Genomic DNA, 22,294 nt, shown 5'->3' with positions numbered 1-22,294 from the left:
TACAACCCACTACTGAAAAGTAGCAAAGCCTATGGAGTGTTATAGCAAACCAAAGTAGCTTCGGCAAAATGGGACATTATGAAGTAGGAAAGAAACAAAATCTTTAATTTGTAGATTTTTATAGATTTTTGGTAACGGAAAAAGATGAAACAAAAAAACTTCAAACTTTCTATCTTTTCTTTTGTATTTTTAGCATTACTTTTAAAGATAATGTACCTATAACTCAAAAGAATTAAATTAAGGTGGTTCTATTTTTTAGAACCACCTTGCACCAAAACTATTTTCTATTATTCTTCATTTTTATATAACTTTTCGTAAACTACCTTACTAATTGCCAAAACCAGCACTTCTGCTAAGGCAGCCAATTCACCAATCTTTTCTATTTGTTCCTTATTCTTCTCATTCATATTTAAATTATTGTACTCTAATACTAAAGTCAATTTGTTGTAAGGAATAGTAAAATATATACCATAAACTTCCTCATCCCTATAATTTTTATAAGGTAACTTATTAGAATAATCTATTGATGATTTTATCTTTCCAATATTTGCACTCTGTTTCCCTACAGCATTAGGAATAAACCTGGATTCAGTAACAAATATTCCTTCACTATCTAACATAAAACTCTCTGCATCTTCTCCTATTAGTTTAGAATTTGCCATTATATCATTCAGATATGTTAAATCTACCTTAGCATATATAGTACCAATTACTTCTTCATCTCTATATACTGGAATTGCCACATCCGTATATATGCTATTTTTTATTTTTAATATTTCTCCAAAAATTAGATCTCCACCTAAGGCATGCTTTATACATTCATTATTATGAAAGTTTTCTTGTCCATAATTATTTCCATATATTAAATTAAACTCCTTATCTATAACAAATATATCCATAAAAATATCTCTGTTTTTGAAATTAATATATTCTATAATTCTATTTACATCGTCACATTTCATTCCTGATATAGAATAGCCCTGTGCAATTAAATTTAAATTATATAAAACATTATCATAGAATTCTAAAATTCTATTTTCTTGATCCTTACCAATTGTATATAATGTTTTAGTAGTAGTATCTAGTATTTGTTCTTCACTAATACTCTTATAGAAAAAGCTTGTACCAAATGCAGTCACAGCAACAAACACCACTACTAGCCCATAAATTAACTTTTTCTTTATTTTCTCTGGCATTTTGCCACCCCTGCTATATAATATTATTTATATCATCTATGTGCTAATAAATTTAATTATTTATTTTTATTAATTATCTCTTTTTTTAAAATAGATATAATACTTTTCTTAATTTCTCCTTCAATTTCCTCCATTTCATCATCTTTTAGTACAGGCTTAACTATTATTATATTCACCTTTTCGCTCATATACGTATCATCCCCTTATTACTTAATATGCATAGACACTCATTTTAATAATAAATTTTTCATAGTTAATAATAAATTCACTTTCTATTAAATATACTCTAATAACAAAACTCAAATGGGTGATTATATTGAAAAAAGTATGTATCTATTTAAGAAAATCAAGAGCAGATGAAAATTTAGAACAAAATCTTTCTAATGAAACCTTAAGAAAACATGAAAGTACTTTGCTTGATTTAGCTGATAAAGGGAATTACATGGTAACATCCATAAAAAGAGAAATCGTATCTGGGGATAGTTTAGTAAGTAGAACTGAAATGTTATATCTTTTAAAGGAAGTAGAAAGGAAAATATACTATGGAGTACTATGCATGGACATCGATCGCTTAGGAAGAGGAAATATGAGAGAACAAGGTCTAATATTAGATACATTTAAAAAATCCCATACTAAAATAATTACTCCAAGAAAAATCTATGATTTAAATAATGAATTTGATGAAGAATATAGTGAATTTGAAGCCTTCATGGCCAGAAAAGAGTTAAAATTAATTACTAGGAGATTGCAACGAGGTAGAATTCGATCTATTTTAGAGGGTAATTATATTTCTCCAAATCCTCCCTTTGGTTATTTTATAAAAGAAAAGGATGAGAATAGATTTTTAATTCCTAAAACTAATGAAGCCTTAATTGTAGAAAAAATATTTCACTGGTATACTACAGAATCTATAGGTTCTAGTAAAATAGCTCAACGACTGAACGATCTAGGTCATATAACTAACACTAATAAGCCTTGGAATAACTATTCCGTATTAAATATACTGAAAAATCCCATATATACAGGTAAAATAACTTGGAAGAAAACTCGAACTTACAAAGATTCCCTTGGAAATAAGCACGTTGTTTCTCAAGATAAAACTAGTTGGATGATTGTTGATGGAAAGCATGATGCCATAATAACAGAGGAAATATATAAAAAGGCTCAATCCATATTAGTTAACAGAAGAAACTCACCTGTTCCCGGGAAAAGGCATTTGAAAAATCCCTTAGCAGGTATAATATTTTGTGAAGTATGTAATAAAAAAATGGTACTAAGACCATATAAGGATAGAGAATCTCAACTAATCTGTACTAATAAATGTGGTAATAAAAGTAGCAAATTTAAATTAGTTGAAAAATCTCTAATTGATAATTTAAAAAAATACTTTTCAAATTATCATATAAACATTCATATGGAAAAGGATTTATTAGATGATCTAAATTCATCTATTTCCCTTTACACTAACTCAATTAATATTAATAAACGCCTATTAAGAGAGCTCCATTTACAGAAAAATAAAGTTTACGATTATTTTGAGAAAAACATATATAATAAACAATTATATGAAGAAAGAATGGTCTTCTTAGAAAATAAAGAATTCCATATTAAGGATGTAATTTCAAAAAGTAAAATGCATCTAGAAGAATATATTAAACTAAAGGATACTCTAAAAACCAACTTATCTATCAACAGAGATTTAATAGACCACTATTTTTTATCCAATAGTATAGAATCACAAAATAGATTTATTAAAAGCCTTTTGTATAGGGTCACTTATTACAAACCTAATAAAAAAAATGTGACTTTAAAAATCTATCCTAAGATAAGATGCTAGATATGTCTACTTAGATTTTTTTAGCATCTTGTCAAATTTATACTTATATATCATATAAATAATCCCCCCTTGAAGTATCCATTGAATAGATGTTATCCACCAAACATAAGTTATTGAACTTTTCTTTATAGCTATAAAATAATACATTAAAGGCAATCTTATTAACCAATTGGTAATTAATGCCACTATAAATGGATTCTTCGTATCACCTATTCCCTTTAGAATTCCTTCAGTAGTCATTGATATGGCCATTGGAATCTGTTCTATTGAAGCAATCATTAAACATATGGTTCCTAATCTTATGACTTCTGTTTCTGAGCTTTTAATAAACATCTGTATAAGATTACTTGGAAATAAAATGAATATACAGGAACATACTCCCATTACCCCTGCACTTAGTATAATAGATGTATTGGCGTATTCTCTTGCTTTATCATATCTATTTTCACCTATTTTTTGTCCTACTAAAGTAGTAGAGGCTACAGCAAATCCCCACCCTGGCATGAAAGATAGTGATTCTATGCTTACTGTAATTTCATTAGCCGAAAATGCCACATTCCCTAAAATCATTATCATAAAAGTATTTATTAATCTAGCAATACTAAAACTTGCCTCTTGTAAGCTGGCAGGAATTGATAGTTTCATCAACTCTTTACCTCTCTTTAAATTCATCTTTAATATTGAATTAATTTCCGGTTTTATGTATTCTTTATTTCTAATATGTAGTAATGTAAATACAAAGCCAATGACACTGGCTACTGAAGTGGCCACAGCTGCACCCTCTACTCCCATTTCTTTGAAACCAAATCTTCCAAAAATTAAAATCCAGTCTAATCCTATATTTATCACATTTATTATAATAGATGAATACAAGGGTGTCTTCGTATCTCCCTGACCTCTTAAAACTCCATTTAAATTATTTCTCATCATATAAAAAAATATTTGTACAGAACATATTTTTATATAGCTTGTCCCTAAGATTACAACTTCTCCAGTTGCTCCAGCTATTAGGAGGATTTCCTTCGCAAAAACAAAAAATAATATGGACACTACAATACTTAAAAATAAGGTTATATGCAAACTTACAGATGCATATTCCTCAGCTCTTTTATAATTCTTGGCCCCCACATTTCTAGCTACTAGGGATGTAACCCCAACACTTATTCCATTGCCAACAAATATACCTATAAAAGTATATATTATTTGAGCACTGAGCCCAACTGCTGTTACGGTAAGTTTGCCTCCATATTTTCCGATCATCATAGTATCACATATCCATATTAACATGTATAAGATCATTTCTCCTACAGCTGGTAGTGCTAGGTTCAAAACATCTCTTATAGTTTTTTTATTAATAAATAATCACCCCTTTAATTTTGATAAATAGTTAATGATAATTCGTTGCCCTCTTTATCAATTCCTATAGGGTCTTGTAGTGATACCTCACTTTTAGTTTTCTTACCAGACCTTATTGTCATTAATATTTCATTAGGAATACTAAACTTAATGCTACTTTATAAAATTACCATGGTATGTTATCGTACATATCACCCCTAAAAATAGGAATTAATCTTTCTCTTAATTTCTTATCCACTTCTTTTAATTTTAAGTTATCTATCCTAAATACTATACAATCATCGACCTTTAATTTTAATGCCAACTCCTTTACAGTGTATGACATATTTTTTCTAAGATAACTTATTTTTTTATTTTTGTTTCTAAAATAAAAAAACATATTTTTCCTCCCTTTTTCCAAAGTACTATATAAAATATATTACTTTGAAAAAACTAATAAGTAAAGAAAAATATGCTTTAATCATATTCTAATTTCTATCATCTATCACATCTTCCATTATCTCTTTTCCTTGAATTATTAATTCAGAAGCAACCATATCTGTATTTAGGCTCATTTCTATTACTCCATTAGTAATTTCCACAATATACTTGTCCATCATAATTCACCTTCCCTAATTAATAGATAGTTAATATCATTGTATGTATGACTTATATCTTATATGCGAGTTTTATAATAGTAATTATACTTTTTTTAATATGAATATTTTTCCCCTTTCTTATTTTCTCTCAATTTTTCACATATCATTTCCTTTTTATCTTCACTAATTTCCAATTCATCTATATAATTTCTAATTATCCTTTTGTGAGTAGTAGTAATACATGTCTTTAATATATCTATTCCTTCATGATCCCTTGGTATATGGATTTTTACAATCATTTCCCATCCTCCTTCTAAAAAAATCTTCCCTCTATTTTAAATTTATTCAATATGACTTGGACTAATTATCTAAAATAATAATAAATCCATATATTACTTAATACTTATAATTAAAGGTGATATTATGAAGTGTGCCATATATTCAAGGAAGTCTAAATTTACAGGTATAGGCGATTCTGTAGAGAATCAAATACAACTATGTAAAGAATATGCTATTAACACTTTCCATCTATCTAATAGGGATTTTATAATATATGAGGATGAAGGTTTTTCAGGTGGTTCCATGGATAGGCCTGAATTTCAAAAAATGCTATTGGATGCTAAATTAAAATCATTTAATATGATAATATGCTATAGACTAGATCGAATCAGTAGAAATGTAGCTGACTTTTCATTTCTCATTGAAGAGTTAAGTAATTATAATATATCCTTCATATCCATTAAAGAAAATTTTGATACCTCTACACCAATGGGACGTGCAATGATGTATATAGCCAGTGTTTTCGCCCAACTAGAACGGGAAACTATAGGTGAACGTATAAGAGATAATATGCTTCAACTTGCCAAAGATGGTCATTGGTTAGGGGGAATATGTCCAACAGGATTTAAATCTACATGTGTAACAATAAGAGATGAAAAAGATAAAACAAGAAAAATTCATATTCTAGAATCTATTCCAAAGGAAATTTATACTGTAAGATTAATCTTTAATAAATTTTTAGATTTAAAGTCTCTAACCCAATTAGAAATATATTGTATAGACAAAAATATAAAAAGTAAAAATAATATTAATTTTTCTCCCATAACTTTGCGAAATATATTATCTAATCCTGTTTATGCTGTGGCCGACTCAAATATTTATGCTTATTTTATTACAAATAAATATTCTGTCTATGGATCTAGAAATCTCTTTAATAACAAACACGGTATTATGGCCTATAATAAAACTATTCAAAAGAAAAATTATGGACCTAAATTGAGAGACCCGTCCCAATGGGTAATAACGGTAGGTTCCCATGATGGAATTATTCCTAGTCAAAAATGGATCACTGTACAAAATATACTCTCTAAAAATACTTTTAAATCCTTCAGACGTAGAAAATCTTCACAGGCCCTTTTGTCTGGGATTTTATATTGCAAAACCTGTGGTTCACGTATGAGACCAAAGATTGGAAGAACTAATAAAAATGGATTTAAAACATTTTATTATATATGTGAAAATAAGATCAAAAGTAAAAAGTCCAATTGTTCTATAAAAAACATTCAAGGTAACGAACTTGATAAAGCTTTATTAGAAAATATAAAAAATAATTTCCGAGAAAATCCAATCTTCATGGATGCAGTGGGCAAAAGTGACTTTACCTTTACTAGGACAAAAAAGAATTCTAATTTAAATCTATTAAAAAAAATTATAGAAAAAAAGAAGTTCCAAATACAACAATTAGTCCAATCCATATCCTACACTGAAGAAGAATCCATTAAAAAATATATTTTTAAAGAAATAAAAACTTTGGAGGAAGACCTGAATGAATTAGAATGTAAGTATAAAATCTTATACAACAAATTAAATACGCAATCGAGTAAATTTAATATTGGCCATTTAGTAAATACCCTAGGAAATTTTCATAAATTAATAGATTTATTGAGTAATGTGGAAAAAACTGACTTGATCAATAGTTTAATAGAAAAAGTAATTTGGGACGGAAATACGGTAGAAGTAGTTTTTGTAGGCTCTACTAAAAAAAAAAGGTTCATGTAAAAAGGATTGGAAATAAAATCTCCAATCCTTTTTTATATTTCTTCTTAATGTTTCCATTAAATAAGTATAGCATTTTCTATACATCTAGCAGCATAAGTAGCCAATCTAGTACCCTTATTCCTATCAAAAGAAGTTATAGCTTTTATCAAACCAATAGTACCAATAGAAATAAGATCATCCATTTCTCGTCCCGTATTGTGGTATTTTTTCACAATGTGTGCAACTAACCTTAAGTTCCTTTCCACTAAAACATTTTTTGCCTCTTCATCTCCTTCTTCGTATTTTTGTAAATATTCATTTTCTTCTTCTGATGTAAGTGGAGTAGGAAAAGAATTATTACTTGATACATATGAAACAAGCATATACAGTGGTTTAATCATAACAATAGATACAGTAGTAAATAAACTCAACATTCCTATGCACACCTCCTAAAACCCATCACTTTTAAATTATATGTAGAAAAATAAGATTTTGTGCATGTCTTTAATGTATTTTTTCTATTTCATCTACTATATCTTTGAATAAGGGCGCTGCCACTTGACCTCCTGATCCACCATCCTCTATACATATACTCACGACATATTTGGGGTTATTATAAGGATAAAACCCTGTAAACCAGGCATGTACCACATCTTTGCCATTTACAGTGGATTGAGCAGAACCAGTTTTTCCTGCAATACTTATATTTTTGTCATATATATTTTTTGCTGTGCCATTTACAACGACCTCTTTCATCATTTTCTTTAACTTTACTGCTATGGATTTATCTATTACTACATTGCTAGGATATTTTTCTATAATTTGCCTATTATTTTGATCAACAATTTCTTTTAACAGGTGTACCCCCCTATCAATACCATCATTTGCTACTATATTAGTCATCTTTGCAACTTGTATTAAAGTACTTTCAATTGGCCCTTGACCTATTGATATATTACCTATGCCAGATCCCTTAATATAATCAATATTAGGAAGAATTCCTTGGCTCTCTTCATCTAATTCAATTTCAGTTTTTTTTCCAAATCCTAATTTTCTTGCCATATTCAATATATTTTCTCCACCTATTTCTTGTCCTAACTTTATAAAATATGAATTACAAGATTTACTAAAAGCCTCTTTCATATGGATATGTCCATGGCCTCCAGACTTATAGCTATGACACTTAATTACTATCTCATCTATTTCTTCATATCCATCACAAAAATAAGATTTATCCATATCTACCCTAGCCTCTAGGGCTGCTGCTGTTACCACAATCTTGAATATGGACCCAGGTGGATAAGAAACCTGTATAGCCCTATTATAAAACTCTTTATCTTTTTTACACAAATATGAAGCTATGTCTAATGGATTAAAATTAGGTCTACTGGCCATAGCTAATACATTTCCTGTTTTAGTATCTAAGACAACTACACTACCTTTGTTAAATTTATCATCCAGCTTTTCTTCTACTATTCCTTGGATTTTTCCATCTATAGTAGTTATAATATCTTTTCCACCTTTATCCTTCAGTTCTTTTGATTTTTCAATACCTAATATTCTTCTCTTTTGTGCATCTACAACTACTTCCATTTTCTTTTCTTGGCCCTCTGTTAAGATATTATTATATTTTCTCTCTAATCCATATTGACCCTTATTATCTGCCATATTTATATACCCGATTAAATGTGCTGCCCTTTGATTTTCTTCATACCTCTCTTCGTAAGCTACAATAAATAAACCCTTCTCCCTTTCTAATATTTTAATTATATCCGTATTATAATCCTTAATTTTTAAATCTAATATTCTCTTTAAGGTTAATTTGTTTTTTATGTTAATACCAGTAATTTCCTCAATTTTACTAAGATTTTCTTTGTCAGGCAAAAAAATTTCTGGATATATAATCATATGTTGACTTCTTACCCTATTAGTTAAGGGATTCATATTAGTATCATATATAGTACCTCTTTTAATGCCTATTGGTATTTCCTTGACTCTTTGACTATTAGCTAAGGATTCATAGGTTTTACCTACTATAACTTGTATATAAAATAATCTTACCATTAGTCCCATCATCATAAAACTAAATACTGTGGCAACTATTTTAACCCTATTATATTCTCTCTTTTTTTTATTTTCTCTTCTACCCATATAAAATCCCTCCTTCATATGACACATTTTAATTTTATCCATATAAAGGAGGGGCTATACTATACTTTATTTTATTTTATATTCTTCACCATGTTGTTTCTCATAAATTATAGATTTTACTTTTGATACCATAATATCTATAGCTACCTTATTATATCCACCCTCTGGAATAATAATATCAGCATATCTTTTGCTAGGTTCTATAAATTGAAGATGGGCTGGTCTTACAGTGGACAAATATTGACTAATCACTGATTCTAATGTTCTTCCCCTTTCATTTATATCTCTTGTTATCCTTCTAACGATTCTCACATCTGCATCTGTATCTACAAATATTTTAATATCCATAAGTTCTCTTAATTTTTCATCTTCTAAAATCATAATTCCTTCTAAAATAATAATATCTTTAGGATACACTGTAACAGTTTTAGTTTCTCTAGTATGCTTAGAAAAATTATATATGGGCTTTTCTATAGGCTTATTGTTAAGTAAATCTACTAAATGCTTATTTAATAAATCCGTATCAAAAGCCAGAGGATGATCATAATTAGTCTTAACTCTTTCCTCCATAGATATATGAGTTTGATCCTTATAGTATGAATCTTGTTCTATTATTGATATGTTTGTTTGAGGAAGACTTTCAAATACAGCCTTTGCAACTGTACTTTTTCCTGATCCTGTTCCTCCTGTAATTCCTATTACTATGGGTCTACTCAATTTAATCATCCTTTCTAGGTCTTCTAAATATATAATATTTTTCCACAGGTGTATCCATCTTAATCTTTATAATCTGTTTTGCATGAGGTGCCACTTGGATTGCCTCATTCTTGTCATTTAACATTACTTCAATAGTTTGGTTGAAATTTTCTATGCTAGGACCCATTATCTCTACTTCTTCTCCTCTGAAAATTCTATTTCGTTGTTCTACAGTTGCAAGTTTAGTTTCACTATCATAATCTAGAACAACTCCGATGAAGTCATAATCACGCACATAGGAACTACTTCCATAATGCTGCTCTGTATGGGTTGGCCTCTGAAAATAAAAACCTGTTGAAAAATCTCTATGACTAGCTTTTTTGATTTCATCTAGCCACTTTGGATTAAACTTGAAATTTTCTTTATCTCTATAATATGTATCTATAGCCTTCCTATATACAGAAACTATGTTAGCCACATAATAGGCACTTTTCATTCTTCCTTCAATTTTAAGACTGTATATACCTGATTCTATTACTTTATCTAAATGCTCTATCATACACAGGTCCTTAGAGTTGAAGAAGTATGTTCCCTTTTCATTCTCTTCAACCTTGTAATATTCTCCTGGCCTTTTCTCTTCTACTAAATAATAATTCCATCTACATGATTGAGCGCAGTCTCCCTTATTAGCATCCCTATTTGTCATATAATTGCTAAGTAAGCATCTTCCAGAATAAGAGATACACATGGCACCATGGATAAAGGCCTCAAACTCTAAATCATCATCTGTCTTTTCCCTAATCTCTTTCATTTCCTTTAATGATAATTCTCTGGCTAAAACTACCCTCTTTATTCCTTGTTTATGCCAGAAGTTAGCACTCATATAGTTAGTATTATTAGCTTGAGTACTTAAGTGAACCTCCATATTAGGAATATACTCTTTTACGTACATTAAAGTACCTGGATCTGATAATATTACTGCATCTACGCCTATTTCTTCTAACTTGCTTAAATAGTCAGGGAGTTCATTAAGATCGTCATTATGGGGAATAATATTTAAGGTAACATATACTTTTTTACCCCTTTCATGGGCAAATTCAATTCCAGCCTTCATATCTTCTAGTGAAAAGTTCTTCGCACTAGCTCTTAGGCCAAATATCTGTCCTCCTATATAAACGGCATCTGCTCCATATACAATTGCCATTTTTAATCTCTCTAAATCACCTGCTGGAGCTAACAATTCTACTTTTTTCATAAATTTTCCTCCTAGCCTTTATAACTTATGGCAACACCATCACCAATTGGTATTACACATGTGGTTAATTCATCCTTTTTGTTGATATAATCAATATAAGTTCTCATTCTTTTTACTATAGTTTTTTTTCTTCTCACTACATATTCATCAGTGGCTATCATTCCCTTGTATAGTACATTATCAGAAATTAGAACTCCTCCAGATTTTAATTTGTCTATGCTCAATTCCAAAAAATTCATGTACTGTCCCTTTGCCGCATCTAAAAAAATCATGTCAAATTGTCCATCCACATGTTCTAAAACTTCCTCTGCACTACCTTCTATGATTTTTATTCTCTCTTTTAATCCAGCCTTATCTATATAATTAGTAGCCTCACTTACTCGATCTGCTCGCCTTTCTATTGTAACTATTTGCCTATCATCATCATCCTTGCATAATACTATTGAAGAATATCCAATTGCCGTTCCAACTTCTAATATCCTTTTAGGCTTATGAATTTTCACAAGTACTTCTAACAACTTAGCTACTTCCGGTTGTACAATGGGCACATGGTTTTCTTCAGCATAGATTTCCATTTCCTTCAAAAGACCATCATATCTTTTTATATTATTTCTTATGTATTCTTCTACTACTTCGTTAACTATATTACTCAAAATGTATTAATCCTCCTTGCACTTTATAAAAACTAATACGTCAACGTATTAGTTTTTATGTTAGCTTCTATTTTTATCCTTTAAATGACCCTTATAGGTTTTGTTAAAATAATGTTGTCCATTTTTTCCAACCACAAAATATAAATATTCCGTATCAGCAGGATTTAAAGCAGCTCTAATGGATACCCTTCCTGGTGAAGCTATAGGTCCCTGTGGTAACCCAGCATAAAGATATGTGTTATATTTAGAATCTATTTGAGTATCCTTTATTGATAATTTAGGTTTTCTTTCTTTTAAAATATATTGTACTGTAGCACAAGATTGTAATTTCATATTTTTATCTATCCTATTATAAAACACACTTGCAACTAAGGGTCTCTCCTCATCGTATTTAGCTTCCCTTTCTATGACAGAGCCTATTGTAATTAGTTCTCTAATTGTCATATTTCTGTCTATACTTTTATTTTTATACTCTTCATAGAAAACATCATCAAATCTTTCAAGCATCTTTGTAATAATTTCATATTCACTAGCACCCTCATATACTTCATAGGTATCTGGAAATAAAAAACCTTCAAGTCTATTCTCACCCTTTGGAATATCCTTTAGAAATTCGTACTCAAAATTCCCCTCATTAACCAATTTATAAAATTTTTCTTTATCTATTAAATTCATACTTACAAGTCTATCTGCAATTTGCCTTAATTCAAATCCTTCTGGTATTGTAAATTTCACAGTATTTTTTACTACATTTCCTTGTACCATTTCCCCAATAATTTCTTTTACATTCATATTTTTAGACAATATATATTTCCCTGCTTTTAATTTGCCATTAGTATGTGATAATTTATTTAATACTCTAAAAGCAGTAGTATTCTTAATTAATTCTTCATCTTTTAGTATGTTCCCAATCTGCCCTGTTGATACACCTTTAGGAATACTGACTAATATCTTACTATTGTCATTAGGATTTACTGGACCTATTTGAATTTTGTAGTATATAGTTAAGGTAAATATAACACATATCACTATGCCTAAAATAAAAATTCCTTTTTTGTTTTTCATTCTAACGCCTCCAACGACTCAAATCCTATCTAATCTATTATACATTTATCTACATGTATTTACAAGATTTTATATTAATTAAGTAAAAAAACTATTAAAGAGGATTCTTTAATAGTTTTTTTAATATTGTCTAATACTATTCTTTTGTTTTTATTTCTTTGCCTATTATTGTATATGTATTATACTTCCATAATAATAGGTAATATCATTGGACTTCTCTTTGTTTTTTCGTATAAGAAACCTCTTAAGCTATCTTTTATGGATGATTTTAGTACGGCCCATTCCCTTGTACCATTACTTTCACATATTTGTAGTGCATTTTTAACCACATTTCTAGCTTCTTCCATAAGAACCTCAGATTCCCTAACATATACAAATCCTCTAGAAATAATATCTGGGCCTGAAACTACATGTCCATTTTCCTTTGTTATAGTGACTACAACCACCATTAACCCATCTTCTGACAAGTGTTTTCTGTCCCTTAATACTATATTTCCCACATCTCCAACGCCAAGTCCATCTACTAGTATTTTTCCAGCAGTTACACTTCCTGCAATTCGTGCATGATCCTTTGAAATCTCCACAACCTGCCCTGTTTCTATAGTGAAGATATTTTCTTTTGGCATTCCAAGACTTTCAGCCAATTTTCCGTGCTGTCTCAAATGTCTGTATTCTCCATGAACTGGTATAAAAAATTTAGGTTTAACTAAAGCATGCATAATTTTTAATTCTTCTTGACATGCATGGCCTGATACATGTACATCTGCTAGGGCTTCATATATTACATTGGCTCCCTTTTCGAATAATTGGTTTATAACTCTAGCTACGGTTTTTTCATTTCCTGGAATCGGAGTGGCTGATAATATTACTAAATCACCTGGATGTATCTCTAACTTCCTGTGTTCAGATGAAGCCATTCGTGATAATGCTGACATAGGCTCTCCTTGACTGCCTGTAGTTATGACCACAATTTCATTATCTGGATATTTATTAATATCATTTATATCAATTAATATATCATCTGCAACTTTCAAGTATCCTAGTTCCATAGCCACGTTTACCACATTTACCATACTTCTTCCTGATACAGATACTTTTCTATTGAATTTATGGGCTGCATCAAAAATTTGCTGAACCCTATGAACATTAGAGGCAAAAGTAGCTACTATTATCCTTTGAGTTGCATTTCTAAATATGTTTTCAAAAGTTACTCCAACAGTTCTCTCTGACATGGTATATCCAGGCCTTTCCACATTTGTAGAATCTGCCAATAATAAGAGTACTCCTTTTTTTCCAAGTTCTGCTAACCTATGGAAATCTATTGGTTCACCATCTATTGGGGTAAAATCTATTTTAAAGTCTCCCGTATGTACAATAACCCCAACTGGCGTATGAATAGCTAAACATACTGCGTCTGCAATAGAATGGCTTGTCTTCATGAATTCAACCTTATAATTTCCTAATTTGATAGTATCTCCTGGTTTTACTATATTAGTCTGAACACTAGATATGAGTTTATGTTCTTTTAATTTATTCTCAACTAGTCCTAAAGTTAATTTAGTTCCATAGATTGGTACATTCAATCGCTTTAGAACATAAGGCAATGCTCCAATATGATCTTCATGTCCATGAGTTAAAACAATCCCTCTAACCTTATCTTTATTCTTAATTAGATAAGTTATATCCGGTATAACAATATCGATTCCTAGCATGTCGTCTTCAGGAAAACTCATTCCACAGTCTACCACTATAATGTCATCCTTATATTCAAAGGCCATCATATTTTTACCAATTTCATTCAATCCGCCAAGAGGAATTACTTTAACTTTTGCTGTTCTCCTTGCCACAATTATCACTCTCCTTATATTTTGGTGTATCTATATTTTAATTATTATAAAGTCTAAATTGAGCCGTACACTTTAACACTTATTTAATTATACTTGATTTGGAATATGTTAGCAATGTTTTAAACTCTCTTACTATATATTATTATTGCTCACTTTAATCATATGTAAACCCTATGATTAAATTATGAATATTATTTATTATAAAAAATCCAATTCTATACATAAAGCCCTTATATTCAAACAATAAAATCCTGTAACTTTTAGCTACAGGATTTATTACATTTAGAACAATGACCAAAAAACTTAACTTTGTGATCACTTATTGTGAAATTGTAATTTCTTTCAATTTCTGATTCTAATTCATCTAATAGATCTACTCCCACTTCTATTATAGCCCCACATTTTGTGCATATCAAATGATGATGTTGATGATTGTCGTCATCGTTATTTAACTCATATCTACTACATCCATCATCTAAATTTATTTTTGAAATTATATCTAACTCATCTAATAATTGTAAAGTTCTATATACCGTAGCCAATCCAATTTCTGGACACTTCTCTTTAACTATATCATATATTTCTTCCGTACTCAAATGTTTTCCCTTGTTTTCTATAACAGTATCTAAGGTGGCTCTACGTTGAGGAGTTAACTTATACCCCTTTTCCTTAAGCCTATCTTTAACAGTATCCATTATCTCATTCACATTTACACCTCTTTATTATTAATATATAGTTCCTATTATCTTTATTAACTTATTCATTAAAATCATCAATTACTCTCATAATAATTGATTCATCAGTAACTAATTCAAGAATTTGATTTTCAATATTTAATACCTTAAATACTAATATCCCTTCTTCTTCATTGTCATCTAAAGGCATTAATATGGCATAAGTATCATTTTCCATTTCAACCATATCTATTATCTGAAATTTTATTTCTTTGTCATTTTCATCTACTAAGCTTATATATCCATTTTTCATCATATTCACCTCTATTTTCTATTTTTGTGCATCCAAGTATCCTTGTAATATGTAGTTAGCAGCCACCATATCAATTACTTTTTTTCTCTTCTTTCTACTTACATCTGCTCCAATAAGCATTTTTTCTGCCGATACAGTAGTAAGTCTCTCATCCCACATTATGATTTCAACTTTAAACCTTCTTTTTATACCTTCTACAAACTCTAATACTTTTTCACCCTGTGGTCCTAAGGTTCCGTTCATATTCTTGGGTAAACCAACTACTAATTTGGACACTTCTTTTTCTTTTATAAGCTCTCCCAATCTTTTATAATCTGATTTCAAGTTGGTTCTTCTAATGGTCTCCACACCTTGTGCAGTCCATCCCATAAGATCACTTACTGATATTCCAATAGTTTTATCTCCTACGTCTAATCCCATTGTTCTCATTTTTATACCTCATCTCTAGACTATTTTTATGCAAAATTGTGGACAATATTTACTACAATATCCGCATAAAACACATTTTTCTTTTTTCACCATAAGCTTTCCTTCTACAATCCCTAGTGCCTTGTGATTACAATGTTTTACACATTCACCACAGGCTTCACACCAAAAGTCTATATGTAACTTTCTTTCTTTGGTAGAAATCCTATTTACTATTTCCTTAGGGATTTCCTTGTTTTCAAATTTATTTACATTATATATTACTTCTTCAACCGTTTGCATTCCCACAGCAATAGAATGTAATTCTTCTATGTTTAAAACATAATCTAATGAAGCAGGTACATCCTTTATAAGATTTCCTCCTCCAATGGGTTTCATACCATAGATGCCTTTACCATTAGTATATGCCTTTTTTATGGCTTCTAACATATCTTTTACTGTTCCATCTTGAATCCCTACACCAGCCTTATTTATGATTGGATGAATAATGTCAATCTCATCCATTTTACTTGCCACTTCTACAGCTCTAACCGTATGAGTAGATAGGCCCACAGCTTTTATAATCCCCTTTTCTTTTAAATTTAAATAGTATTCTAAGGCTTCATAATGGCCCCTTATAGTGTGCTCACTTTCTTGTTCATGCAATAAAAAAATATCTAATACATCCCTATCAAGTTCTCTACGGGCCTTTTCTATACTATTTTTAGCTGTCACCTTATCATAAGCATATGATTTACTTCCTATTATAATATGATTTTCCTTGTAAATTTTTAATGCTTCTCTTATATATGAATAAGTTTCATACAATTCAGCCGTATCAATAAAGTTTACTCCACGTTTAAAGGCTTCCACCATTACATTAGCACCTTCATTAATGGATAGATTGGCTTGAAGAGGACCTACTGTTAGGCCTCCAAAGCACAATCTAGATACTATTAAATCCGTATTTCCTAATTTTTTATATTCCATTGTTTACTCCCGTAATCTATCTTCTTCCATATAGAATATCAAATATAAGATACTCATACCTAAAAATATTATTCCAGTAGCTGCTGCTACTACTCCAGAATCGTTTACTAAAAAGGCAACCATGCAGGCACAAAGTATACCTGAAAATCCCTTAGCTAGATTTGGATATTTATTAGATAATCTAGATATGGTTCCTGTTGGCTTATAAAATAGAACTCCTATGATTAGGATTGTACTAATTAAAACCTTACTCCATACGGTAATTCTAATTAATCTTAAATTCATGCTAATTTTTCTATTTATTATTCTTATAACTTCAATAGGCCCCTCTTTTATGATCTTCATAACAGCTCTTCCTAAATGTGACCCTCCGTTTAATACTTTTATATCTATATATGCCAATATACCCACAATAACTACCACACTAACACCTATAATAACAAAATGCTTTAATCTTATCTTCACATTATAAAGTCTAAGGGTAACAAATATAAATGCACATATGGCCGTAATAGTACCTCCCACATTAGCACCTAATTTAGGAAAACCCATAATTATGATTAGTATAGTAAATAAAGTTATAGTATTTATTCTTTTAATGGAAAATCTATCTAATAGAGCCGTGGCAAAAACTAAACTAGCTCCAATTAGAACTCCCATAAATTCATTTCCTATACCATAATATCTAGCACCTATTATAGGATCATATCCTAACAATGATTTCTTTATTAGGGTAGCCCCTGTGCATATATCCACCATAAGAGATATAGTAGTGACACCTGATAATATTAAAATACCATCTAATGGTTTTTTCTCCATTTTCTTAGCTACCATGGTAAGTAGTATAGTTCCGCCTATTACTAGTCCATAGGTAATATAAATGTTATATATGCCAAATAGAGGTATGATCAATAATACTACTGGTACAGCCATAGTACTAAGCAATACATTAGTATAATATTTAATTCCTTTACTACTAATTTTATCTTTAAATAAGATTAAGATTAAGCCTACTAAAGATATAACTATTTCAAAAATAGCAAAGGTAGATAATACTGGATATCTATTCTTTGATACTAAAACTGTATCTTTATATAGTTTTTCAACATATTCCATATTCTTATCTTTAGGAATGGATATTAAATCCTTACCACTCATATTTTCAGCTTCTAACTTAAAACTGCTTAATATATGGGCAGCCACATCTATATTTCCTACTATAGCTTTTCTCCTAGTAGTATTGGAGTATACTATTCCTTTTTCTATATTATTTCCTGCTAAAATTATAGGTGTAAGTTTTTCCCCCTTCTTCATATGCCCTTTAGATGGGTATGGGTTTAATATTATGACTTCATCATTTTTCAAGTCCATTTGGGTCATACATTCCTTTATGAAATTGTCTATATTTTCTAAAACTATTTCTCTTTTACTTATGTAAGCTTCATTAGTCATATTTGACTTATAATCTTCTAATCTGTATAAGTCTCCAATTTCAACAACTATAAAATCAGCCTTTTGATAATAATCTTTAAATTTTAATTTCATATATTCATAGTCTTCTCTTATACCAAAGGCATAATATAGATCCTGTTTAAATATACTTTCATCAATTGTCCCAAAATCCGTATATCCATCCTTATCCATAGTTATACTTGGCGCAATTCTTAATTGATTGCTAATATCTAAATTTCCTATGACAGCAGTTTTTTTATTAATCCCATGTAATGCTTCACCTAATGCTCCTGGCTGGGCCCCAAAATCTCCATATTCATTTATTTTTTCTAACCTTGCCTGGTCTAAGTTTATGATGCCACCATCTTTTTTAAGTGAACGACCTGTTCTAAATTTATAGATTTTTTTTAAATCCTCGTCTAATTTTTCAAATTTAAAACTTCCAGATGATGCATCTGCCCTAGTTCCCGTTCCAATAGTTAAGTAAGATTTATATAAACTATAGCCACCAGCTGATTTAGAATTCATAAGACCAATAGATCCTGTGTTTATTAATTCATTAGTACTATCCATACTCTTTAAATCATCAAAATTCATATAAGTAGTTACAAACATGACTACTTTTTTATCCTTATTTGCCTCTCCATAAGCCGTATTAAAAAGAACAAGCATAAATACTAGTAGGCAACTTATCAAAATTTTATTTTTCAACTACTACTTCTACTCCTTTTCTAGGTAAGTATTTAATATTTCCTCTAACAATTCATCTCTTTCCAATTTTCTTATCAAACTTCTAGCATTATTATGGCTAGTTATGTAAGTTGGATCTCCAGACAGTATATATCCAACTAATTGGTTTATGGGATTGTATCCTTTTTCTTTCAAAGCCTTGTACACGCTCTTTATTATTTCTTCAGCTTCATTAATTTGTTCCTTTTGTACCTCATCTAATTTCATTGTATAGTTCATGTTTTTTTCACTCACATATACCACTCCTTTTATAATCGGATATGTCCATTTAACCATATTATATCATATATAAATTTTAGTGGACTACCCTAGCCCACTAAAATTTGTTTTTATTTAAAAAGATTTTTCTATTTTATTTGTTCCTTTACTACTTCTTTAACCTTATCTAAAGCTTCACGGATTTTAGATGGGTCCTTTGCTCCGGCTTGAGCCATGTTTGGTCTTCCTCCACCGCCACCGCCAGCAATTTTTGCAATAGTCTTAATAACATTACCTGCATGTATACCCTTGTCCACTGCATCCTTTGTGGCCATGGCTACAAAACTTACTTTGCCTTCATTTTCAGTAGCTAATACAACTAATCCAGATCCCAATTTGTCCTTTAGCTTATCTCCTATAGTTCTTAATGCATTCATATCTAATCCCATAATCTTATTAGATATAACATTAATTCCTTCTATTACTTCTACACTATTAATAATATCATCTAAAGAAGACGATGCTAATTTATTCTTTAGGTCATTTATTTCCTTTTCATAGGATTTTAATTCATTTACTAATTGTTCTACTTTTTTGTTTACATCCTTTGGGTTAGATTTAGTAATCTTTGCAATCTCATTTAATTGAATCTCTTTATCTCTTGTATACTCATATGCACCAAATCCAGTTATAGCTTCTATTCTTCTAATACCTGCTGCAACTCCACCTTCACTTACTATTTTGAATAATCCAATTTGTCCCACATTTGATACATGGGTCCCACCACACAATTCGATACTATATTTGTCCATTGAGACTACACGTACCTTTTCTCCATATTTTTCACCAAACAATGCTGTTGCACCCTTTTCTCTTGCTTCGCTTATGGACATTTCTTCAGTTTCTACCTTTAAACCATCTAATATTCTTTCATTGACTATCCTTTCAACAGTTTCAACTTCATCCTTAGTTAAAGATGTGAAATGTGAGAAGTCAAATCTAAGTCTATCTGCAGATACTAATGAACCCGATTGTTCTACGTGACTACCTAGCACTTCTTTTAAAGCCTTGTGTATTAAATGGGTAGCACTGTGGTTTCTTGCAGAGTTTAATCTGTTATTCATATGTATTTTAGCCATTACTTTGTCATTTTTACTCACTGAACCTTCTTTAATTTCTCCCACATGTAAAATCAATTCATTATTACCTTTTTTACAATCATAAATTTCTATTTTACATGAATCAGTTTCAATTATTCCCTTATCTCCTAGCTGACCTCCACCTTCTGGATAAAATGGGGTTTTATCTAATATTAATGTAACCTTATCAGAAGCTTGAGCTTTATCCACTAATTCATTATCCTTTACTATATTTAGCAATTGAACTTCCACTTCATAGTTGTCATATCCAACAAATTCCGTTTTCATACTATCATCTATTTTTGAAAATACATCTTCTTTCCAAGCTTCTAAACTATCATCCGTTCTAGCAGATCTAGCTCTCTGTCTTTGAAGTTCCATTTCCTCTTTAAATTTTTCTTCATCAACTTCAAGACCTTCTTCTTCTAATATTTCTTTAGTTAATTCAAGGGGGAATCCATAAGTATCATATAGTTTAAATGCTTTCTCTCCTGATAATACTTTATTTTTTTCTTTTCTAAGATCTTCTATGTATTCTTTTAATATTTCACTGCCTTGATCTATAGTCTCTTGAAACCTTTCTTCTTCTATAGAAATTACCTTCTTAATGTAATCTTGTCTTTCTTCTAATTGGCCATATGCTACCTTTGAAACTTCTATTACCTTATCAACTAAATCGTTTAAGAAGGCTCCTTTAATACCTAGTAATTTTCCATGTCTAGCCGCACGTCTTAGTAGTCTTCTCAGTACATAGCCACGGCCCTCATTACTTGGCATTATTCCATCACATACCATAAATGACACGGATCTAATGTGATCTGTTATTATTCTAATTGAAGTATCAGTTTTTTCATCCCTACCATATTCTGCTTTACTTATATCTAATACAGCATCTAAAATGGCCCTTATAGTATCTACTTCAAATATGGAATCCACATCTTGCATTATACATGCTACTCTCTCTAAACCCATTCCCGTATCGATATTAGGATTAGGTAGTGGATTATAAGTACCTGCTTCATCTTTGTTGTATTGAGTAAATACGTGGTTCCAAAACTCTACATATCTATCACAGTCACATCCTGGTTTACAATCTACACAGCCACATCCATACTTTTCCCCTCTATCATAATAGATTTCAGAACATGGACCACAAGGACCTACTCCTATTTCCCAAAAGTTATCTTCTTTTCCTAATCTTACTATCCTATCTTTAGATACACCAATTTCTTCACTCCATATTTCATAAGATTCATCATCATCTAAGTACACACTCACCCACAATTTTTCTACAGGCATATTTAAATGTTTTGTTACAAATTCCCATCCCCAACCTATGGACTCTCTTTTAAAATAATCTCCAAAAGAGAAATTTCCTAACATTTCAAAGAAAGTTGCATGACGGGCAGTCTTTCCTACATTTTCAATATCTCCTGTTCTTATACACTTTTGGCATGTGGCCATTCTGTTTTTAGGAGGAGTTTCTACTCCCATGAAATATTTCTTTAAAGGAGCCATTCCTGCACTAATAAGTAGTAAACTTTTATCTCCTTGAGGAACTAAAGAATAGCTTTCCCTTGCATAATGATCTTTGCTTTCAAAAAAATCCAAGAACTTTTTTCTTATTTCATTTAAACCCATTTTTTCCATTTTCACACTCTCCTTTTTTCAAAAAAAAGATACTCTCATCCCCTGGGATAGG

General features: G+C 30.2%; 22 protein-coding genes and 1 other annotated feature (1 of these 23 only partly in view). Of the genes, 2 read left to right on the top strand and 20 right to left on the bottom strand.

The features are described 5' to 3' along the window. Nucleotides 1-287 precede the first annotated feature (287 nt). Together N4A57_RS12435 and N4A57_RS12430 are read right to left on the bottom strand one after the other, a co-directional pair. Nucleotides 288-1,196, bottom strand: coding sequence for a cache domain-containing protein (locus N4A57_RS12435; RefSeq protein WP_293658314.1), 909 nt, complete (start codon nucleotides 1,194-1,196; stop codon nucleotides 288-290). A 56-nt stretch (nucleotides 1,197-1,252) separates the two neighbouring features. Continuing rightward, nucleotides 1,253-1,384, bottom strand: coding sequence for a hypothetical protein (locus tag N4A57_RS12430; protein WP_293658313.1), 132 nt, complete (start codon nucleotides 1,382-1,384; stop codon nucleotides 1,253-1,255). A 128-nt stretch (nucleotides 1,385-1,512) separates the two neighbouring features. Here N4A57_RS12430 and N4A57_RS12425 point away from each other — a divergent pair, with 128 nt between their 5' ends. Next, nucleotides 1,513-3,033 (top strand): recombinase family protein, encoded by a 1,521-nt coding sequence (locus N4A57_RS12425; protein WP_293658312.1) that lies wholly within the window; start codon nucleotides 1,513-1,515, stop codon nucleotides 3,031-3,033. 6 nt (nucleotides 3,034-3,039) lie between these two features. Here the strand turns inward: N4A57_RS12425 and N4A57_RS12420 are convergent, their stop codons facing one another. The 4 genes from N4A57_RS12420 to N4A57_RS12400 form a co-directional block, all read right to left on the bottom strand. After that, entirely contained in the window at nucleotides 3,040-4,374 is a 1,335-nt protein-coding gene (locus tag N4A57_RS12420) for an MATE family efflux transporter (RefSeq protein ID WP_330671515.1), read from the bottom strand. Between the two features lie 181 nt (nucleotides 4,375-4,555). After that, nucleotides 4,556-4,768 (bottom strand): transcriptional regulator, encoded by a 213-nt coding sequence (locus N4A57_RS12410; protein WP_293658311.1) that lies wholly within the window; start codon nucleotides 4,766-4,768, stop codon nucleotides 4,556-4,558. Nucleotides 4,769-4,856: 88 nt separating this feature from the next. Continuing rightward, the gene (locus tag N4A57_RS12405) at nucleotides 4,857-4,988 is read right to left on the bottom strand and encodes a hypothetical protein (protein WP_293658310.1); all 132 of its coding nucleotides are present in this window, start codon (nucleotides 4,986-4,988) and stop codon (nucleotides 4,857-4,859) included. A gap of 92 nt (nucleotides 4,989-5,080) precedes the next feature. After that, complete coding sequence (locus N4A57_RS12400; RefSeq protein WP_293658309.1) at nucleotides 5,081-5,266, bottom strand: hypothetical protein; 186 nt, start codon at nucleotides 5,264-5,266, stop codon at nucleotides 5,081-5,083. 124 nt (nucleotides 5,267-5,390) lie between these two features. On the opposite strand from N4A57_RS12400, the gene N4A57_RS12395 reads away from it, so the two are divergent. Next, entirely contained in the window at nucleotides 5,391-7,025 is a 1,635-nt protein-coding gene (locus tag N4A57_RS12395) for a recombinase family protein (protein ID WP_293658308.1), read from the top strand. Nucleotides 7,026-7,081: 56 nt separating this feature from the next. Here the strand turns inward: N4A57_RS12395 and N4A57_RS12390 are convergent, their stop codons facing one another. From N4A57_RS12390 to alaS, 14 genes are all read right to left on the bottom strand, one after another. Next, nucleotides 7,082-7,438, bottom strand: coding sequence for a sigma-70 family RNA polymerase sigma factor (locus N4A57_RS12390; protein ID WP_293658307.1), 357 nt, complete (start codon nucleotides 7,436-7,438; stop codon nucleotides 7,082-7,084). 70 nt (nucleotides 7,439-7,508) lie between these two features. Further along, nucleotides 7,509-9,155 carry a peptidoglycan D,D-transpeptidase FtsI family protein gene (locus N4A57_RS12385; RefSeq protein WP_293658306.1) on the bottom strand — a complete coding sequence of 549 codons (1,647 nt, stop codon included), beginning with the start codon at nucleotides 9,153-9,155 and terminating at the stop codon, nucleotides 7,509-7,511. A 66-nt stretch (nucleotides 9,156-9,221) separates the two neighbouring features. Further along, nucleotides 9,222-9,872, bottom strand: coding sequence for a uridine kinase (udk, locus tag N4A57_RS12380; protein ID WP_293658305.1), 651 nt, complete (start codon nucleotides 9,870-9,872; stop codon nucleotides 9,222-9,224). A 1-nt stretch (nucleotide 9,873) separates the two neighbouring features. Continuing rightward, nucleotides 9,874-11,106 (bottom strand): peptidase U32 family protein, encoded by a 1,233-nt coding sequence (locus tag N4A57_RS12375; protein ID WP_293658304.1) that lies wholly within the window; start codon nucleotides 11,104-11,106, stop codon nucleotides 9,874-9,876. Nucleotides 11,107-11,117: 11 nt separating this feature from the next. Further along, nucleotides 11,118-11,759: an O-methyltransferase gene (locus tag N4A57_RS12370; protein WP_293658303.1), complete on the bottom strand. Its 642-nt coding sequence runs from the start codon at nucleotides 11,757-11,759 to the stop codon at nucleotides 11,118-11,120. A gap of 60 nt (nucleotides 11,760-11,819) precedes the next feature. Further along, complete coding sequence (gene mltG / locus N4A57_RS12365) at nucleotides 11,820-12,824, bottom strand: endolytic transglycosylase MltG (protein WP_293658302.1); 1,005 nt, start codon at nucleotides 12,822-12,824, stop codon at nucleotides 11,820-11,822. A 179-nt stretch (nucleotides 12,825-13,003) separates the two neighbouring features. Further along, a complete protein-coding gene (locus N4A57_RS12360; protein WP_442863861.1) occupies nucleotides 13,004-14,674 on the bottom strand; it encodes a ribonuclease J in 1,671 nt (556 codons plus the stop codon). A gap of 257 nt (nucleotides 14,675-14,931) precedes the next feature. Then, on the bottom strand, nucleotides 14,932-15,378 hold the full coding sequence (locus N4A57_RS12355) for a Fur family transcriptional regulator (RefSeq protein ID WP_330671514.1): 447 nt from the start codon (nucleotides 15,376-15,378) through the stop codon (nucleotides 14,932-14,934). Between the two features lie 49 nt (nucleotides 15,379-15,427). After that, complete coding sequence (locus N4A57_RS12350) at nucleotides 15,428-15,658, bottom strand: DUF1292 domain-containing protein (RefSeq protein ID WP_293658300.1); 231 nt, start codon at nucleotides 15,656-15,658, stop codon at nucleotides 15,428-15,430. An 18-nt stretch (nucleotides 15,659-15,676) separates the two neighbouring features. Next, nucleotides 15,677-16,087 (bottom strand): Holliday junction resolvase RuvX, encoded by a 411-nt coding sequence (ruvX, locus tag N4A57_RS12345; protein ID WP_293658299.1) that lies wholly within the window; start codon nucleotides 16,085-16,087, stop codon nucleotides 15,677-15,679. 15 nt (nucleotides 16,088-16,102) lie between these two features. Next, the gene (locus N4A57_RS12340) at nucleotides 16,103-17,053 is read right to left on the bottom strand and encodes an aldo/keto reductase (protein WP_293658298.1); all 951 of its coding nucleotides are present in this window, start codon (nucleotides 17,051-17,053) and stop codon (nucleotides 16,103-16,105) included. A 3-nt stretch (nucleotides 17,054-17,056) separates the two neighbouring features. Continuing rightward, a complete protein-coding gene (locus tag N4A57_RS12335; protein WP_293658297.1) occupies nucleotides 17,057-19,216 on the bottom strand; it encodes a hypothetical protein in 2,160 nt (719 codons plus the stop codon). Nucleotides 19,217-19,225: 9 nt separating this feature from the next. After that, nucleotides 19,226-19,531: an IreB family regulatory phosphoprotein gene (locus tag N4A57_RS12330; protein WP_442863860.1), complete on the bottom strand. Its 306-nt coding sequence runs from the start codon at nucleotides 19,529-19,531 to the stop codon at nucleotides 19,226-19,228. A 71-nt stretch (nucleotides 19,532-19,602) separates the two neighbouring features. After that, nucleotides 19,603-22,242 carry an alanine--tRNA ligase gene (alaS, locus tag N4A57_RS12325; RefSeq protein ID WP_293658296.1) on the bottom strand — a complete coding sequence of 880 codons (2,640 nt, stop codon included), beginning with the start codon at nucleotides 22,240-22,242 and terminating at the stop codon, nucleotides 19,603-19,605. A gap of 46 nt (nucleotides 22,243-22,288) precedes the next feature. Continuing rightward, nucleotides 22,289-22,294: a binding site (T-box leader), on the bottom strand (it continues 217 nt past the right edge of the window).

Origin of the sequence: Anaeromicrobium sp. (assembly GCF_025210435.1) — a bacterium.
Lineage (GTDB): Bacteria > Bacillota > Clostridia > Peptostreptococcales > Thermotaleaceae > Anaeromicrobium.
This window is presented reverse-complemented; position numbering and strand designations above follow the sequence as displayed.

Bases quoted from the DNA above. Each gene is read 5' to 3' on its own strand.
- N4A57_RS12330 (WP_442863860.1), bottom strand. From the start codon at position 19,531: ATGGTTAAATGGACATATCCGATTATAAAAGGAGTGGTATATGTGAGT.
- N4A57_RS12395 (WP_293658308.1), top strand. From the start codon at position 5,391: ATGAAGTGTGCCATATATTCAAGGAAGTCTAAATTTACAGGTATAGGC.
- N4A57_RS12430 (WP_293658313.1), bottom strand. From the start codon at position 1,384: ATGAGCGAAAAGGTGAATATAATAATAGTTAAGCCTGTACTAAAAGAT.
- N4A57_RS12410 (WP_293658311.1), bottom strand. From the start codon at position 4,768: ATGTTTTTTTATTTTAGAAACAAAAATAAAAAAATAAGTTATCTTAGA.
- N4A57_RS12435 (WP_293658314.1), bottom strand. From the start codon at position 1,196: ATGCCAGAGAAAATAAAGAAAAAGTTAATTTATGGGCTAGTAGTGGTG.
- N4A57_RS12405 (WP_293658310.1), bottom strand. From the start codon at position 4,988: ATGATGGACAAGTATATTGTGGAAATTACTAATGGAGTAATAGAAATG.
- N4A57_RS12400 (WP_293658309.1), bottom strand. From the start codon at position 5,266: ATGATTGTAAAAATCCATATACCAAGGGATCATGAAGGAATAGATATA.
- N4A57_RS12385 (WP_293658306.1), bottom strand. From the start codon at position 9,155: ATGGGTAGAAGAGAAAATAAAAAAAAGAGAGAATATAATAGGGTTAAA.
- N4A57_RS12390 (WP_293658307.1), bottom strand. From the start codon at position 7,438: ATGTTGAGTTTATTTACTACTGTATCTATTGTTATGATTAAACCACTG.
- N4A57_RS12375 (WP_293658304.1), bottom strand. From the start codon at position 11,106: ATGAAAAAAGTAGAATTGTTAGCTCCAGCAGGTGATTTAGAGAGATTA.
- N4A57_RS12350 (WP_293658300.1), bottom strand. From the start codon at position 15,658: ATGAAAAATGGATATATAAGCTTAGTAGATGAAAATGACAAAGAAATA.
- ruvX (WP_293658299.1), bottom strand. From the start codon at position 16,087: ATGAGAACAATGGGATTAGACGTAGGAGATAAAACTATTGGAATATCA.
- mltG (WP_293658302.1), bottom strand. From the start codon at position 12,824: ATGAAAAACAAAAAAGGAATTTTTATTTTAGGCATAGTGATATGTGTT.
- alaS (WP_293658296.1), bottom strand. From the start codon at position 22,242: ATGGAAAAAATGGGTTTAAATGAAATAAGAAAAAAGTTCTTGGATTTT.
- N4A57_RS12340 (WP_293658298.1), bottom strand. From the start codon at position 17,053: ATGGAATATAAAAAATTAGGAAATACGGATTTAATAGTATCTAGATTG.